This is a genomic window from Bacillus sp. FSL W8-1141 (assembly GCF_038593205.1).
In the GTDB taxonomy this organism is placed as follows: Bacteria; Bacillota; Bacilli; order Bacillales; family Bacillaceae; genus Bacillus; species Bacillus altitudinis.
This window is the reverse complement of sequence record NZ_CP151973.1, coordinates 3669556-3685679: the sequence shown is the minus strand read 5'-3', so window position 1 is coordinate 3685679 and position 16124 is coordinate 3669556. Positions and strand designations below refer to the sequence as shown.

Annotated in this window: 15 protein-coding genes; 7 read left to right on the top strand and 8 right to left on the bottom strand. The window is 39.1% G+C overall.

Annotation, left to right across the window (positions count from 1 at the left end; translation table 11 throughout):
• Window positions 1–11: 11 nt before the first annotated feature.
• The 3 genes from NSQ52_RS18940 to NSQ52_RS18930 all read right to left on the bottom strand — a co-directional run bounded on the left by NSQ52_RS18940 (window position 12) and on the right by NSQ52_RS18930 (window position 4309).
• Window positions 12–2339, bottom strand: a complete 2328-nt coding sequence (locus NSQ52_RS18940; protein WP_342473769.1) for an ABC transporter permease — start codon at window positions 2337–2339, stop codon at window positions 12–14.
• Complete coding sequence (locus tag NSQ52_RS18935) at window positions 2336–3589, bottom strand: MFS transporter (protein ID WP_144667415.1); 1254 nt, start codon at window positions 3587–3589, stop codon at window positions 2336–2338. The genes NSQ52_RS18940 and NSQ52_RS18935 overlap by 4 nt, the downstream gene beginning before the upstream one ends.
• Before the next feature lie 69 nt (window positions 3590–3658).
• Window positions 3659–4309 (bottom strand): TetR/AcrR family transcriptional regulator, encoded by a 651-nt coding sequence (locus tag NSQ52_RS18930; RefSeq protein WP_008347371.1) that lies wholly within the window; start codon window positions 4307–4309, stop codon window positions 3659–3661.
• Window positions 4310–4469: 160 nt separating this feature from the next.
• On the opposite strand from NSQ52_RS18930, the gene NSQ52_RS18925 reads away from it, so the two are divergent.
• The 7 genes from NSQ52_RS18925 to NSQ52_RS18895 all read left to right on the top strand — a co-directional run bounded on the left by NSQ52_RS18925 (window position 4470) and on the right by NSQ52_RS18895 (window position 11226).
• The gene (locus NSQ52_RS18925) at window positions 4470–5582 is read left to right on the top strand and encodes a sugar diacid recognition domain-containing protein (RefSeq protein ID WP_342473768.1); all 1113 of its coding nucleotides are present in this window, start codon (window positions 4470–4472) and stop codon (window positions 5580–5582) included.
• A gap of 117 nt (window positions 5583–5699) precedes the next feature.
• On the top strand, window positions 5700–6971 hold the full coding sequence (locus tag NSQ52_RS18920; RefSeq protein WP_041508035.1) for a GntP family permease: 1272 nt from the start codon (window positions 5700–5702) through the stop codon (window positions 6969–6971).
• Between the two features lie 29 nt (window positions 6972–7000).
• Window positions 7001–8140 carry a glycerate kinase gene (locus NSQ52_RS18915; RefSeq protein WP_342473767.1) on the top strand — a complete coding sequence of 380 codons (1140 nt, stop codon included), beginning with the start codon at window positions 7001–7003 and terminating at the stop codon, window positions 8138–8140.
• 93 nt (window positions 8141–8233) lie between these two features.
• Window positions 8234–8566 (top strand): zinc ribbon domain-containing protein YjdM, encoded by a 333-nt coding sequence (locus tag NSQ52_RS18910; protein WP_052320572.1) that lies wholly within the window; start codon window positions 8234–8236, stop codon window positions 8564–8566.
• 298 nt (window positions 8567–8864) lie between these two features.
• On the top strand, window positions 8865–9824 hold the full coding sequence (locus tag NSQ52_RS18905) for an ABC transporter ATP-binding protein (protein WP_342473766.1): 960 nt from the start codon (window positions 8865–8867) through the stop codon (window positions 9822–9824).
• A complete protein-coding gene (locus tag NSQ52_RS18900; RefSeq protein ID WP_135009501.1) occupies window positions 9821–10771 on the top strand; it encodes an ABC transporter permease subunit in 951 nt (316 codons plus the stop codon). Before NSQ52_RS18905 ends, NSQ52_RS18900 begins: the two co-directional genes overlap by 4 nt.
• Window positions 10772–10797: 26 nt before the next feature.
• Window positions 10798–11226 (top strand): DUF4064 domain-containing protein, encoded by a 429-nt coding sequence (locus NSQ52_RS18895; RefSeq protein ID WP_024720447.1) that lies wholly within the window; start codon window positions 10798–10800, stop codon window positions 11224–11226.
• A 44-nt stretch (window positions 11227–11270) separates the two neighbouring features.
• Here NSQ52_RS18895 and NSQ52_RS18890 read toward each other — a convergent pair whose 3' ends face one another.
• The 5 genes from NSQ52_RS18890 to NSQ52_RS18870 all read right to left on the bottom strand — a co-directional run bounded on the left by NSQ52_RS18890 (window position 11271) and on the right by NSQ52_RS18870 (window position 16094).
• A complete protein-coding gene (locus NSQ52_RS18890) occupies window positions 11271–12599 on the bottom strand; it encodes a citrate:proton symporter (RefSeq protein WP_024720446.1) in 1329 nt (442 codons plus the stop codon).
• A gap of 257 nt (window positions 12600–12856) precedes the next feature.
• Window positions 12857–13153 (bottom strand): hypothetical protein, encoded by a 297-nt coding sequence (locus tag NSQ52_RS18885; RefSeq protein WP_041508030.1) that lies wholly within the window; start codon window positions 13151–13153, stop codon window positions 12857–12859.
• Between the two features lie 9 nt (window positions 13154–13162).
• Complete coding sequence (locus NSQ52_RS18880) at window positions 13163–13696, bottom strand: stage II sporulation protein M (protein ID WP_025208269.1); 534 nt, start codon at window positions 13694–13696, stop codon at window positions 13163–13165.
• A complete protein-coding gene (locus NSQ52_RS18875) occupies window positions 13693–14400 on the bottom strand; it encodes an ABC transporter ATP-binding protein (RefSeq protein ID WP_041508029.1) in 708 nt (235 codons plus the stop codon). The genes NSQ52_RS18880 and NSQ52_RS18875 overlap by 4 nt, the downstream gene beginning before the upstream one ends.
• Window positions 14397–16094 (bottom strand): hypothetical protein, encoded by a 1698-nt coding sequence (locus NSQ52_RS18870; protein WP_041508028.1) that lies wholly within the window; start codon window positions 16092–16094, stop codon window positions 14397–14399. The genes NSQ52_RS18875 and NSQ52_RS18870 overlap by 4 nt, the downstream gene beginning before the upstream one ends.
• Between the last annotated feature and the right edge of the window lie 30 nt (window positions 16095–16124).

Here is a 16124-nt window from a genome sequence, read left to right as displayed (position 1 = left end):
GAAACATCTCCTTATGAAAGAGTATGACGACTGATTTTACTAGAAAAAAAGGACTTCAATAACCACGAGATGACAGTTAAATTCACCATAAACATCAGGAGAGGATACACGATCCAAACCCATTTCGGGGCTAACCACTGAAGGCTGGATGCTCCTAATGATGCTCCGCCTGCACTCATCAACGCCGGACCAATAGTATGAACAGCGATTGCTCCAATGAAGGCGCCGATAGAGAGAACGACGATAAAACTTGTTAAGTATTGATAGGTTAAATCTTTTTGAGAAAAACCAATCGTCCTTAACAAGTGAGTACGATTTAAATCTTTCGCTCTTAACATGTGCAGAAACATCATTAACATTAGGCTGGCTGTTCCAAAAGCTGCGATGGTTGAAAATAATGCAATCACTTTTACTAGAGATGCGGTGCTTCCTATTGTTTGATGCACATATTCTTTCATATCTGTCACTTTTGCAGGAGACATATTTGTTTCAAGTGCTGCTTTTTTCTCTGCCATATCTATTCCTTGTTTTAATTGTATTTGAATGGTTTTCCAAAGGGATGAATGAGGAAAAGGCTGAGATAATGCTTTAGCTGTTTTCCCTCCGTTGGTGACGTCTTGATAAATGCCGGTAACCATTTTTTGAACTTGCTGTCCATTTGTGGCGAGAGTGACTTTTTCGCCTATCTTTTTCTGAAGTGAGTCAGCACTCAACACCGATAAAGCAATCTCTTCCTCCTTCAACGGTTCCCGTCCTTGTAAATAGGTGAGAGGGAATGCTGATAGATCACCTGTTTCTAAATAGAGCGTTTCTAATGTATTCTCCATTGTTTTGGCTTGTAGAGAAGTTGTTTCATAGACGGCAGATGTTTGAATGTCTTGGTCTTCGCTAATCATAGACGCTATTTTATTTGTACTTTTCTCTAAATGATTTCCCTGCCGAATATCAATTCGAAGGTCACTTTTTCCTGAGCCAAGATATGTGACGAAATCGGGTGATTGTAATGTGTACCATAACTGAATCGGCATTAACATTAAAAATGTACAAAGCGCAATAATACAGGTAATTGTTGAATACATCTTTATTCGCGAGAACAGATCTTTCAATCCAAACCAAAAATTGACTGGGAGGAATCTGTTTTTCTGGAGGTACATAGGAATTTGTTTTTTACGGCTTGGTGAGCTTATGCCGCCTTGAATAGCTTGAGCGGCTGATATTTGACCAAATCTCCTTAGGACAGTATAGCTGAATGAGATGACGATCATTGCCGTCAAAATTGACACCAAAAGCGGAATCACCTGATGAATAAAAGAGAAGCGATTCCCCATATATTGCTGAATATTGGCTGTAAACAAATCACCAAACATGAGTGTCATCAAATATCCTGCTATACACCCTATACAGGCAAGCACAGCATACTTCCCAACGTATAATTGTTTGATTTTTGATAAAGGGATTCCTAGTACTTTTAAGATTCCAATTTCACGTTCATCCTCTTCTATAGCGGCGGTCATAGCGAGACGAAGAGAGAGGAGGGAAATGCTAATGAGCAGAAAGCAAACAAGAAGGAGAATGGCGATCACCATACCATCTGTTAGGGCATTCAGCATGCGAAGCAGGGGTAATGTGACAGCAGGCCCCTGTTGTGGCAGCTCAGATGATTGATAGAGTGATTGAAAAGCATCTGCTTGACTAGCATCATGCAATAAAAATTCAATTAAGTACTCCTTTTTTTGAAACACTTGATTCAGTGCTACCCAGTCCGCATCATGCAGAAGAAACCTCTTTGAACTGACAAGACTTGGATTCATTTGGGCATCTCGTAAGAACGTTTTGATTTGAAAAGAGAATTGATGAGAGCCTTTTGAAATGAGTAACCTTTCGCCAATCTTTAAATGGTATTTTTGTTGAAAATAAATAGGGACTGCTACTTCTCCTTTATTGACAGTGAGCTTTTCATTTCGTTCGTTTAAAAGGAAATCAAAATAGCGATTTTGCTTTACAAATAAATGATCCATCACACCCGCTTGAGCAGGCTCCTGCCCGAACTTGATGCTGACGTGTTCGATCGGAATCATTGGAACAATTTGATGTGCCTTCACCATCGACTGTTTACTTGAAAATATATCGACCGCTTTTTCATCTAAGCTGCCATCGTGCATTTGGACAAAGTCTGGTGCTTTGGCTGATTGGAGTAGATCAGAAATGGAACCATTCAGCTGGGCCGTCATTTGCGCAGCGCTTGTTGCTAAAAATGATGTCATCATGATGCAAAGGGTTAAGCCGATTGAAATGAGACGGTGGCGGGTTAGGTCTTTCTTGATAAACGTCAATCTCATGAGGCTGATTCTCCTTCATGTCGAAGCATATTTTTTGTAAGGAAGGCAAGTGCAAACATCAAGGCACTCACGATTAACACGGTCACATACATGCTAGCGGAAAAAGTGTTGAACAAGAACCCATACATCATTTGACCGAGCGGTGCAGCACATTGAGAGACCATTGTTAGATTGGCCATGACTTTTCCTAATTGAGCATTGGGTGTTTTCTTTTGCACATGTGAGATGACAACGATCGAAATCATGGTGAGCAGCATGGCAATTGGGAGACACCCTGCTAAAAAGAGAAAATAGGCTGGAAATGTACCAAATTGAAGAGCCATCTTGGATGTTGAAAAAGCAACAGGCAGCAAAATGACTGCGATGACGAGCAGCCAGCGATACAAAGTAGGAATCCGCCAATGTTTCGCTACAAGACCAACTAGCAGGGCGCCTGCGATGACGGCAAACTCAATGATACCCATTCCTATTCCATACATGATGTCACTGCTTTTCATTGTGACCCTTAAAATAATGGGACCTCCAACGATAAAAAATGGTGTGAGGATGAAATTTAGTAGCGCTGCAAGCAGCATGGCTCTTTTTAAAAATGACTGGCTTCCGATATAGGAAAAGCCTTGTTTCATATCTTTCAAGAGTACTTTGGTCATCGGTTCTGCGAGTGGGCTAGGTGAGAAAGAGATATTTAACCGTAAAAGCATGCATGCTGATAGAAAAAATACAATGCTGCTAACGCCTATGATGACCTGGCTCCCAATGAGTCCGTATAAAACGCCGCCAATGATAGGAGCGACAACACCTGAAAGGGCCTGTACGCCATTCACGATGCCATTCGCTTGTTCTAATTTTTCTTCTTTCACTAGCTGAGGAATACTGGACATCACAGCAGGAGCATAAAACGTACTCATGACACCAAGGAGAATCATGACGGCTCCAATCATATAAAGTGAATCATGACCTGAAAATAACCAGAAATAAAAAGACAGAATCATAATGCCAGTAAGAACATCAAATAAAATCATCAAATTTCTTCTGTTAAACCGGTCAGCAATTGCTCCAGCTAATGGCGAAAGGAGGAGCGGGATATTGGATAAAGCGAAAAGCAGAGCATATAAATCAACACGATGTGTCATATCCAAGACGTGTAAAGATAGAACAAAACGAATCAAGGAAGACCCGAAAACGGAAATAATTTGCCCGAGCACGAGGTAGATAAAGTGGGTGGAACCATTTTTGGCTGATAACGACATGAAAATCACTCTCCTTTTAGACCGACCGTCAGTCTATAATGTATGCAGGATTGGTATTGAAGTGACCAATCACTGATTATTGTCTTCCGGTTCTCCAGTTAAACGTTGGAGAAGGAAGGAGAAACTCCCCTTTTCTGCATGTAATGAGGCTTCAAGGATTGCGATAAATGCTAGAGCTCGTTGTATGCTTTCCGCTGTGGTCCATTGGAAAAGTCCCTCATCAAAGATAACCTGTGCAGAAGCGAGGAGAAATTCGACAGTTTCTTGCGGGTAATCCGTTTGAAATATCCCTTCTTCTACCCCTTGCTGAATGACTTCTGCTAAAACGGGTGATAGCTCTGTAATGGCTTTGATCAAGCTTTTTTGATGCATCTCTGCATTAGCAGGCTGATGAAATTGTTCGATCATGCCTTCTTTATGGCTGCCCTGTTTAGGAGATTGTGCCATGATGATGCGAAATAATTTATCAACCACTGAGATATCTGGATCAGCGGCAATACGCTTTGCCTCGATGATATCTGCCTTTATGATCCGATCAATGATTGCATCCATCACTTCTTCTTTGGAAGTAAAGTAATAATAGAATGTGCCTTTTGCAATGCCAACGGCTTTGAGGATATCAATAATCGTGGTTTGCTGATAGCCTTTGGTTGAAAAAAGCTTCTCTGCTGCATTTAAGATGTCATTTTTGCGTTCCTCAGGATGTTTAACGGTTCTCATAAAGCCATCCTTTCTTTTGACTAGACTGTCGGTCGGTCCCTTGATTTGATTAAACACTTTTTGGCGTATCTTTGTCAACGGCTGTTTTTTGAAGCTTTGCATTTATTGTGCAATGACACTATGATACATTGAATGAAAACCCCTTCAGGAGAGATGCTGAATGCAATTTTTAACCAGTGAATTGGCGCAAGAGATGGTTGAACGTACGATGCATATTTTACATCAAAACATCAATGTCATGAATGCAGATGGTGTCATTATTGGGTCTGGTGAACGAAAAAGGATTGGACAAAAACATGATGGAGCACGTCTAGTGCTGTCAAGCGGAGATAGTGTGGAGATTGATCAGGAGACATCCCGCCGCTTAAAAGGCGTGAGACCTGGAATCAATCTGCCTATTTGCTTTCGGGAACAAGTTGTTGGTGTCATTGGGATTACGGGTGAACCAGAGGGCATTCGTCATCATGCCGAGCTGGTGAAAATGGCAGCTGAGCTCGTATTAGAGCAGTCTTTTCTACTTGAACGCTTCCAGTGGCGGCAGCGAATAGAGAGTGAAATTGTGAATCAGCTCATCTCCGAATCTGACATGGGTGATCATCAGCTGAAGCACCGTGCTGACTGGCTTGGAATGGATTTAGACAAGCGGCGAATGGCTATTGTTTTTCAGCCGATTCCATCGTCTGAGGACACTGTACATAAAATGATGCATGCCATTCAATACGATAAGAATGCGGATGATTTACTAGGCATGACCTTCCGTCATGAATTGATCCTGTTAAGACAGCCGATATGTGACCATCAATTCAAGCATGTGATCGAACAGCTGCAACAAACAATGGCAGGTGCAGTTGATGGACAAGTGCTAGTGGGTGTAGGAACTGTCGCTGAGGACATGAGTCAATTACCGTTGTCCTTTCAGCATGCGAGAGAAGCCCTGCGGTTAGGAAAGGTGCTCCATCCAGAGGAAAGTATATATGTTTTTGAATCTTATCAGCTTGAAAGCTTGCTTATAAAAGCGAGAGCCGCCAAAGAGGGCAAACGGTGGAGTGATTTTTATCATCCGCTGATACAAGAAACGGAACTCGTTCAAACGTTAAAGGTTTACATTGAAGAGGGCGGGGATTTACAAAGAATCGTTGATCGTCTATTTATTCACCGTAATACACTGCGATATCGTTTAGATAAAATCCAGGCATTGACCGGAAAAGATCCTCGTCATGTGAAACAGTTGATGGAGCTGTACATAGCACAATTGGACAATCAACTGTCTTAATTGTGCATTTGCACAACTGGATGAAGAAATAAATAAAAGAAGTTCATCTGGATTCACAACTCGATCCCAATGGGTAAACGCTTACAATTAAGAAAAGACAATCAGGAGGGATGGAGTATGGGTGGAGATGTGACAGTAAGTACATTGGGCGCATTGACTGCGCTTGTGATCGCTATTGTTCTTATTTTAAGAAAAGTATCACCTGCTTATGGCATGCTGGCAGGCGCATTTATTGGCGGTTTGGTTGGCGGTGTAGATGTTGTGCAGACCGTGAACGTCATGATGGAAGGCGCAAAGGACATGATTCCGGCTGTTCTCCGAATCATGGCGGCAGGTGTACTGGCAGGTGTTTTAATTGAGTCGGGTGCTGCGTTATCTATTGCGGAGGCCATCGTGAAAAAGCTTGGAGAGGCAAGGGCACTTTTAGCACTCGCACTTGCAACAATGATTTTAACAACGGTGGGTGTTTTTGTAGATGTAGCAGTCATTACAGTAGCACCAATCGCACTTGCCATTGCCAAGCGTGCAAAACTTTCTAAAACGGGTATTTTACTTGCGATGATTGGAGGAGGGAAGGCTGGGAATATCATGTCACCGAATCCGAATGCCATTGCAGCCTCTGATGCTTTTGGTGTCCCGCTTACTTCCCTGATGGCGGCAGGTGTCATACCGGCTATTTTCGGGATAGCCGTCACGTATGTTTTAGCCAAAAAGCTTGCGAATAAAGGGACACCTGTTTTGGAAGAGGGAGCTGACCAAGGCGAGGTTCAAGTACCTGGTTTTCTACAAGCGCTTGTAGGCCCGCTTGTGACCATTCTCTTGTTAGCCTTGAGGCCGTTGTTTCAAATAAATATTGATCCAATGATTGCCTTACCAATAGGAGGAATTATTGGCGCTCTTTTCATGAAAAAAGGGAAGTTTCTCAATGATTATGCGATGTCAGGGCTGCATAAAATGTCAGGTGTAGCGATCATGTTACTAGGTACAGGTACATTAGCTGGAATTGTATCGAATTCTTCCATGAAAGAGGTATTTATTCAGGCGCTTGACGCTTCGGGATTACCTCCTTACTTGCTTGCACCAACGTCTGGAATTTTTATGTCGGCAGCCACAGCTTCGACAACTGCAGGGACGGCAGTTGCAAGTGGTGTATTTAGCGGAACTCTTATTGGTCTTGGTGTATCTGCCCTTTCAGGCGCAGCTATGATTCACGCTGGCGCAACTGTGCTAGACCATATGCCACACGGAAGCTTTTTCCATGCAACGGCTGGAAGTGTTCAAATGGATATAAAAGAACGGTTGAAATTAATGCCCTTTGAATCGTTAATTGGTTTGACATTAACCGTTGTATCGACCATTATCTTTGGTATTTTCCAGCTGTTCGGCTGAGGACTTAATGAGAAACGAGGGGTTTTTGGATGAAAATTGTGATCGCACCAGATTCATTTAAAGAAAGTTTATCTGCTTATGAGACAGCATGTGCCATTGAACGAGGATTTCGCTCTATTTTGCCAGATGCAGAATATATGAAAATCCCAATGGCAGATGGAGGAGAAGGCACAGTTCAATCGTTAGTGGATGCGACAGGCGGAACCATTGTCCAGCAAGTGGTCACAGGCCCGCTTGGCAAACCTGTGGATGCCTTTTTTGGTATGTTGGGAGATGGGCAGACAGCTGTCATAGAGATGGCAGCAGCATCAGGATTACATCTTGTCCCGCCAGAAAAACGGAACCCCTTATTCACGACGTCTAGAGGGACAGGAGAATTAATGCTTGCAGCGCTGGATAAAGGTGCGAAGCATTTAATCATTGGGCTTGGCGGAAGCGCAACAAATGATGGTGGCGTTGGCATGATGCAAAGTTTAGGTGCTTCTTTTCTCGATAAAGCAGGCCAAGACCTCACGCCGGGCGGTGGATCACTGAATCAATTAGCTTCTATTGATCTATCTCGACTGGATCCAAGATTGCGATCAGTCCGTCTGGAAGTGGCGTGTGATGTGGATAATCCTTTAACGGGTGAAAGAGGAGCGTCTGCTGTGTTCGGTCCTCAAAAGGGAGCAGATGCAGAAATGGTTCAACTGTTGGACAAGAATTTATCTCATTTTGCACAAGTGGCTAAGCAGCATCTTCATGTCTCCTTTGGTGATGCGGCAGGTGCAGGAGCGGCAGGAGGACTGGGCGCGAGTTTATTAGGCTTTTTACAGGCTGATCTGCAAAAGGGAATCGATATTGTACTGAAAGCCGTACATTTTGCTGAGGTACTAAAGGACGCTGACCTAGTCATTACAGGGGAAGGGCGGATTGATCAGCAAACCATTTACGGCAAAACGCCAATCGGTGTAGCCAAAGCTGCGAAACAATATGGACTCCCTGTCATTGGCATCGCTGGGTCCCTCTCAAAAGACAGTGCAGTCGTACATGATCATGGCATTGATGCACTTTTTAGTATTGTCCCTGGCGTCACGACTCTGGCTGAAGCCATGCATGATGCTAGTGTGCATGTAGAGAGAACAGCAAGGAATATTGCGGCTGTCATGACATTTGGAAGAGATAAGTAAATGATGAAAAATGTTTCCTTTTCTATCACATTCCTTTCTATAGAAATGTGGTAAAATGGTTCTAAATGAAAAAGAAAGTTGGAGGAAACACAAATGTCTAATCTACCGAATTGTCCATCGTGCAGTTCAACTTATACATACGAGGATGGCAGCATGCTTATTTGTCCAGAATGTGCGCATGAATGGTCGCTAGAACAAGCGGAAGAGGAACAGCTTGTTGTCAAAGATGCGAATGGAAATCTATTAAGTGATGGTGACACGGTCACTGTGATTAAAGATTTAAAAGTCAAAGGCTCTTCTTCGGTTTTAAAAATAGGAACGAAGGTCAAAGGGATTCGTTTAGTCGAAGGCGATCATAATATTGATTGTAAAATTCCTAGCTTTGGCGCGATGAAGTTAAAATCGGAGTTTGTGAAGAAAGTATAATATATGAAAAGAGGCTGTCGATCATCAGCCTCTTTTTTATTTCGATATTTATAGGTGAAAGGTATAATCTTAAACATCATTTCATACATATGTACCTATTGAAAATCATTCTTTTTTTAAAAAATCAAGCCTCTTTTCTTATAAAAATTCACGCTTTTCTTAACTCTACCTTAAAAAAGGCAGATGATTCTCTAAATTTTGCCTAATCCCCTTCACAACTTTTGGGCATTGCTGTACCATATGGAAGTGTTCTTCTATTTTTGACGGATCATGGTGTTTATCAGGAAATAGATGATAGATGATACTTAGACAAAGAAGGAGAGGTAACGTGACGAACGTTTTAGAACTGCAAAATGTATCTAGGCATATTCGCGGGAAAAAGATTGTTCAAGACTTGAGTTTCTCTGTCCAAGCGGGCGAAGTCTTTGGCTTCTTAGGGCCGAATGGCGCAGGAAAAACGACAACCATTCGCATGATGGTCGGTCTTTCTCCCATTACATCCGGTGACATTCTGATTAATGGTCATAGTATTCAAACCTCATATCAGCATGCCATCCAAGATGTCGGTGCAATTATTGAAAATCCAGAAATGTATAATCATTTAACGGCAAGACAAAACCTTGTTCATTTTGCCAGAATGAATGGAAAAGTGGATGAAGGTCGAATTGATGAACTACTAGAACTAGTTAGTTTGCAGCATGTGAAACATAAGCGTGTCCGTACGTTTTCATTAGGAATGAAGCAGCGTTTGGGGATTGCTCAGGCATTGATACATAAACCGAAACTGCTAATCTTAGATGAGCCGACCAATGGACTAGATCCAGAGGGAATTCGTATGATACGAGATTACTTGAGAAGGCTGGCAAAGGAAGAAGGGCTTGCTGTCATTGTTTCAAGTCATCTCATGTCAGAAATGGAATTGATGTGTGATCGTTTCGCCATTATCCAAAAAGGAAAGCTGATTGCGATTGAGGATCAGCGTGCAGAGACGAAGCATGATGATTTGGTCAATTATCGAATGAAAGTAGCATCAAGTGAGCTTGAAGAAGCTCAAAAGCTCATTGAAGCATTTGAGGAAGGCATCGCAGTTAGAGAAGAGGAGCAGTACTTATTCTTCTCCATCCTAGAAGAGAAAATGCCACAATTGATTCGTCATTTGAGCGAGGCTTCTATTCATTTGTACGAAATCAAAATAGAAAAACAAACCTTAGAAGATAAGTTCTTAAGCTTAACAGGTAAAAAGGAGGCAGACGTATGATTCGCCTCATTCAAAACGAGTGGATGAAAATCAGTTATCGTGTGGGTACTTGGATTATGGTTGGGCTTCTTGTTTTAGGTATGATTGCGACGTTGATTTTTGCACTTAAAACAAATGACGGAGATCAAGCATCCGGTGATTGGAAAACTGAGTTGCAAGAAATCAATAAAGCAAATAAGCAAGAATTGAAAGAGGATAATATAGGATTTTATAAGAGATCCCTTGAAACCGATATAGCGATCAATGAGTATCGAATCAAACATGATTTACCTCCAGCCGATCAATTCGGTAAAAATGCATGGACTTATGTGAAAACAAATGCTAATTTGCTTCAGCTGGTCGGTGTATTTGTGATTATTATTGCAGCCACAATTGTCTCGGCTGAATATAAGCATGGTACAATTAAATTATTACTGATTCGTCCGCCATCCAGGTTGAAGGTTCTTTTGTCTAAATACTTTACCGTTCAACTATATTCACTTTTCCTGATCGCTGTCCTATTTATCTTATCCTTTATCTTAGGTGCGATATTCTTTGGACTAAACAATGATTATGTGTATTTAGCTTATCAAAATGGTGAAGTCATTGAACGGTCTCAGTTTGCAAATATGGTCTCTTATTATTTGGCGCATTGTGCTATGTTTGTTGTATTAGGGACACTTTCTTTTGCCATCTCAACGGTGTTTAGAAGTGAGGCCATTTCCATAGCAATTAGTGTATTAGCCTATGTTGTCGGAGCATCCATCACAAGCATTTTGATGTTCTTCTTTGATTGGGCGAAATACTTATTGTTTGCCAACGATCCTGTACAGTATTTCGCAGAAACACCTACTTATATCGAAGGCATGTCCCTAGGTTTCTCACTAACGGTCCTAGTCATTTATTGGGCCATCTTCTTGGCGGTTGCTTTAATACTCTTCCAAAAGCGAGAAGTAAAAACAGGTTAATTTAACTTTTTAGGAGGTTTCTATCAATGATTAAGCGTAAAGGTGAAAAAATTATGGGGATAATCAGTATTGTCCTCAACGTAATTGGTGTTGGTTTTGGGGCATTGATGCTTTCTGTGGACCCAGCAGTTTATGAAGAATTGAATGAAGTGTTAAAAGAGGAAGGCAGCGCCTTGCCAGTTGAAACACTTGAGGCATCGGTTCATGCCTTTGGCGTTCAGTTTATGGTTGTTTCCGCAATTGCGGCTGTCTTAGCCCTTGTTGGTGTGATTGTTTTGAAAACAGACCGCCGTGCCGTGCTTTCTGGTATTCTTTTCTTGGTTTCGGCTGTGACTCTTTTAATTGGAACTGTTGGTCTTGCTTTCGTTCCGATGATCTTGTTGCTGATCGTTGGATTGATGTCACTCATTAGAAAACCGAAAACAGATATTCACACGAGTGAATATCCTTCATAATTCAAAAGAAAAAGACATGCGCTGGTTTGCGCATGTCTTTCTTTTTATATGATGCCAATCAGTTTGGCGATGATGAGTAAAACAATACTGAACCCCCACATCCAAAAGAAGGAGTAGCGGATATGTTTCCCCATATCGACCCCTGCAAGACCGATGGCAAGCCATACAGCAGGTGCAAGAGGGCTGACAAAGGTGCCGATGATATTTCCAATCATCATGGCGTATGCCGCAGATGTCCCTGACACGCCAACCTCTGATGTAATCGATTCGACAATCGGCAGAAGTGCATAATAATAGGCATCCGTACTTGTCAGCATATCAAGCGGAACCCCAAATATCCCCACAATGATATGTAAAAATGGCAGTAAGAAAGCTGGCAAAATGTGAATACTGTCCACTGCAATCGCCTTCAGCATGCCCGTTCCTTCAAGAATTCCTAAAAAAGAACCTGCGGAGAAAATTACAGCTGCCATCATTAGTGCACTCGGGGCATGCGCCTTAATTCGCTCCATTTGTACATTCACATTTGGAAAGTTAATCAGAAGTGCTAGTGAAAGACCAATCATAAACATATAACTAGCAGGAATCACGTTCAGCACGAGAAGGACAACAACAGCTAAAAATAGAATGAGATTGACCCACATTAAGTGATAACGCTTTAAAGACGCATCGCCTGTTTCGCTGATCGATTGAATGGCACGATCCCAATCAGCGCCTTCTAATTGGACAGCAGCTATTTCATTTGCCGCGATTTTCACCCGAATTCGTTTTTCTTCTCTTTTTCCTAAAATGAATGCCATTCCTAATACGAGCACGACCCCGATCAGCTGAATGGGAATAAGCGGTACCCACAGTTCAGATGGGTCCATATTTAGGACACTAGCTGCCCGTCCTGTGGGGCCAGCCCATGGAATCATATTGGTTAATCCAGCACTCGTCCCGATTAACAATAGCAATAAATAAGGACTCATATGTAATTTTTTATAAAGCGGAAGCAGTGCAGGTACAGTTAATAAAAAGGTTGTAGCGCCTGCTCCGTCTAAGTGTGCGATGACTCCAATCAAGGCAGTTCCCATCGCAACTGTGACAACATTCCCTTTTGTCAGCTTGATTAACGCTTTAATTACAGGTTCAAAGAACCCTGTATCTTGTAAAATGCCAAAAAATAAAATGGCGAAGATAAACATGGTCGCCACTGGCAAAACTTTGATAATCCCTTGTTCAAAGAAAGTTTGAATGTCATTGATACCAAATCCTGCGATGAGCGCCCCTATTAAAGGCACCATGACCATTGCGACAATTGGACTTGCTTTCCCCCAAATCAGCAAAACAACAATCGTTAAAATAATCAACAATCCAACAAACGTTAACATAAGCCCCTCCCCCTACAATAAACCGTTTACATTTGTTTGTTTTTTTACCAATGCAATCCCACATTTGCATTGAAAAAAAGAGTATCAAAAATATGAGTATTAGGCAACCGCTTTCATACCTATACAATGGTAAAAAAGGATGGTGAATCCAATTGTGGCGCGGTGTTCAACATGTCAAAAAATTTAGAAAAAAATCCACTTAAAATGGTAAAATAAAAAACGTCTGTTTCGGACGTTTTTTATTAACAGTTGATAATTTACTTGATCCAGAAAAATGTCACTATAATTAATAGTAATAAATATAATGCAGAGCAACCTCTATAAATTCCTTTATTAAATTGTAGGGGAGGAGATATAAAAGTCACTAAAATGGTTGGACCAAACAAAGTGATTAAAAAAAATCTATAATCAAAAAAGAAAGTACAGATTGATAAGAGTATTGAAAAATAAAATACAATTATAAAAGAACTATTAATTGTGTTTTTAGAATCACCCTTGTTTTCCTCTAAATGATCATCTAGTAATTTATCTATCTTTTTTTTATTAATAAACATAAGGACCTCCTATTGAATTTTTTTTAGTAAAAAGGGCGTTAATAATGCTTCTGTTAAAGCAGCAAGTAATGTCAACAGACATATCACCATAGTAAAAAATAAAATATCCGAAAAGAAATGTTTCTTGGGGGAATGTAGCCCTCTTATTTTTAAGTAGACAAAGTCTAACAATTTGAAACCAAGTGAACCTGATAATATCATGGCAGGAATTTCAAAGATACCATGAGGAATTAAAGCAGTTAATATATATAACAAATTGTTACCATGATCAGTAATACTTTGTAAAGAGGATAAGCCTACTAAAAATCCATTTAATAATAATAAGATAGATGTCAAAATACCAAATGTAAACATTGAGAAAATGAGAAATAAATTTGCAGCAAAGTTATGTTTGAAATATCCCAGAACTGTAACTTCATCAACAGTTTCTGGACTAAGACTAGGTAGAATATTGTTAAAAATAACCCCAAGAACTATACCTGCTATGTATAAAATACTTGCTATATAAAGTATACGTTTATTTCTGATTATTATTCCTGTCATTTTAGTAAAGTATCCATATCTTTTATAATTAAATCTTCAAAGTGCTGAATGTTTGTAAGGTGATCATATTCTTTAACAAGAGCACCGTTAATTAAAATACCAACTCTATCACATAGTTGTTGAGCGATATTAACAAGGTGTGTAGACATGATCACAGTATTACCTTGTTCAGCATAACGTTTAAGAAAGTTTTTCATCATCTTTGTAGTGGGAGGATCGAACGCACCTAATGGTTCGTCTAATATTAAAACTTCAGGTTCATGAATTATGGCTCCAGCAACAGATAATTTATGTTTCATACCAAATGAAAATGTAGAAATCATATCATTCTCATTTTGTTTTAAGTTAAATTGATCTAACAAAACTTCAATTCTATTATCCTTCATTTCAGAGGGTACGTCTTGTAAGTCGGCAATAAATTCCAGGTACTCTCTAGGGGTTAAATAATGATAGATAAAAGGAGAATCAGGAACATAACCTATATACTTAAGATAGGAAGATCTCTCAGAATATATAGTTTTCTCCTTGATAGTAATATTACCTTCGTATGGTTTCATAATCCCGAGAATACATTTTAAAAGTGTTGATTTTCCAGCACCATTCGGTCCTAGTAATCCATATACCTTACCTTGCTCTATTTTTAAATTTATAGATTTTAAAATTTGTTTATCTTTATATTTGAAAGATAGATTCTCAATTTTCATGTTTTCATCTCCCAATGTTTCGTTCCTATTCTTTTAATCCAAAAATAATAAAATAGAGAAATTCCAATGAAAAATAGACATGTTCCAGTCACAATAAGTAAAAAGAATATACTCCTATCAATAATTTCAAAAGTAACGAGAGCACCTGAGACCCCATACAATTGAAGGTAAAATGCTAGTAGTACCCCAAGAATAGTATGTTCAAAAAATGAGGCTTTAACAGACGAACCAATATCCTCTAAATTTTCCCAGTCTAAACGAGGATAGAGGAAAGTACCTATCACTTGGCCAGAACCTATAATAAGACTAATTGAATTAATCATGATATACAAAATAATTTGAGTCATAGTATCTAAGTTGAATAATAATAATATAACTAAAAATAATGAATTCATTATAATAAGAATTATAGATAAATGCAGTATTGATTTTCCTGCAATCAACTTGAAGATAGAAGCGCCTGAATTCTTATAAATATATAGATTTTCACGCTCTGCATCTGCTGAAGTTATCCCAAGCAAGCCTTCTCCTAATAAAGAAGTGTTGTAAGTTACGGCAAATAAAATTGGATAAATAACAAAAAGTTCCGAGAAGTCAAACCACTTTTGATTTAAACTAATTCCTACCAATACACCTAATTCTATTGCAATCATATTTACAGATAGCACTAAGCGTCTCTTGATAGTAAAATTAGCTCTTAATAGAGCAGTAAGATCCTTTTTTAAAATTGCGATATTTTGCCGGGGAAAGAAATTTATTAAATAATTTAAAAAAGGTAATTTGATTGGTTTTATTCTCGGCAAAAGATTATTAGGTGTTGCTTCCTTTATAAGCAACACTTTCAAAACTATTAGATAGGAAATAGAGAGTAAAAGAAATCCTAGTGCAATTAAACCTAAAGAATATATGATAAATAAATAGATATCACTTTTTGTTGAAAGTAGGTACCAGTTAGTAGGAAGCCATGTGTTTGTTAATATCGTCTCTAATCTAAATACAGATATGAAATTTTCAATAGCTTCAAGAAGATCTTTTTCATAAAAGTAGTTAAGTCCGATCCAACCAAAAAAAGTAGTTGAAAGAGCAGATAAGAGTGCAATTCCTATAAAAGATAACAGACTAATTAACCTAGAATTCAAGATTTTGTATAAAAATTTAGAATAAGTGATATATGTGAGTAATGAGTAAATGCATGTAAGGCCAAAGATAAATATAAATAGTGGTACAAATGATAAAAAAAGGTATAATTTATTACTTGTATAAAAATTTATGAAAAAAAGTATAGGGAATACTATTATTGTTAATTTGAATAAAACATTTAGAAAAATTGTTGTGAAAAATCTCGATAATAGAACTTTTTTGGGATCTGTCTTTAGAGTATGTAAAAGAAGGAAATCTTCAGGGTATACATATCGATGTAAAATATCAGTTGATGATTTTAAAATATTCAAAACAAAAAAAAGAATAATAAAATTTGTACCTAATGATAAGATATGGACTGGTACATTAGGCAAAAGAGTAGTTGAAGCCTTATATAGAATAAAAAGGTAGACTAAAAAAAAGGGTGTAAAAACAAAAATAAGTCTATTTGATTTTAGTAAATTTTCGCTTGATGGGAAAAAGTAAATCAAACGGTTTAAAGTACGTCTATATGTAAGTTTAAAGTTTGCCATAAAAACTTTTTTGTTGAGCATTATATTCCTCCTAGACGAAAAGAAGGAGGA

What these genes read in the sequence shown, in the direction of transcription:
- NSQ52_RS18940 (WP_342473769.1), bottom strand. Translation starts at nt 2,339, where the DNA reads ATGAGATTGACGTTTATCAAGAAAGACCTAACCCGCCACCGTCTCATT.
- NSQ52_RS18935 (WP_144667415.1), bottom strand. Translation starts at nt 3,589, where the DNA reads ATGTCGTTATCAGCCAAAAATGGTTCCACCCACTTTATCTACCTCGTG.
- NSQ52_RS18930 (WP_008347371.1), bottom strand. Translation starts at nt 4,309, where the DNA reads ATGAGAACCGTTAAACATCCTGAGGAACGCAAAAATGACATCTTAAAT.
- NSQ52_RS18925 (WP_342473768.1), top strand. Translation starts at nt 4,470, where the DNA reads ATGCAATTTTTAACCAGTGAATTGGCGCAAGAGATGGTTGAACGTACG.
- NSQ52_RS18920 (WP_041508035.1), top strand. Translation starts at nt 5,700, where the DNA reads ATGGGTGGAGATGTGACAGTAAGTACATTGGGCGCATTGACTGCGCTT.
- NSQ52_RS18915 (WP_342473767.1), top strand. Translation starts at nt 7,001, where the DNA reads ATGAAAATTGTGATCGCACCAGATTCATTTAAAGAAAGTTTATCTGCT.
- NSQ52_RS18910 (WP_052320572.1), top strand. Translation starts at nt 8,234, where the DNA reads ATGTCTAATCTACCGAATTGTCCATCGTGCAGTTCAACTTATACATAC.
- NSQ52_RS18905 (WP_342473766.1), top strand. Translation starts at nt 8,865, where the DNA reads ATGATACTTAGACAAAGAAGGAGAGGTAACGTGACGAACGTTTTAGAA.
- NSQ52_RS18900 (WP_135009501.1), top strand. Translation starts at nt 9,821, where the DNA reads ATGATTCGCCTCATTCAAAACGAGTGGATGAAAATCAGTTATCGTGTG.
- NSQ52_RS18895 (WP_024720447.1), top strand. Translation starts at nt 10,798, where the DNA reads ATGATTAAGCGTAAAGGTGAAAAAATTATGGGGATAATCAGTATTGTC.
- NSQ52_RS18890 (WP_024720446.1), bottom strand. Translation starts at nt 12,599, where the DNA reads ATGTTAACGTTTGTTGGATTGTTGATTATTTTAACGATTGTTGTTTTG.
- NSQ52_RS18885 (WP_041508030.1), bottom strand. Translation starts at nt 13,153, where the DNA reads ATGTTTATTAATAAAAAAAAGATAGATAAATTACTAGATGATCATTTA.
- NSQ52_RS18880 (WP_025208269.1), bottom strand. Translation starts at nt 13,696, where the DNA reads ATGACAGGAATAATAATCAGAAATAAACGTATACTTTATATAGCAAGT.
- NSQ52_RS18875 (WP_041508029.1), bottom strand. Translation starts at nt 14,400, where the DNA reads ATGAAAATTGAGAATCTATCTTTCAAATATAAAGATAAACAAATTTTA.
- NSQ52_RS18870 (WP_041508028.1), bottom strand. Translation starts at nt 16,094, where the DNA reads ATGCTCAACAAAAAAGTTTTTATGGCAAACTTTAAACTTACATATAGA.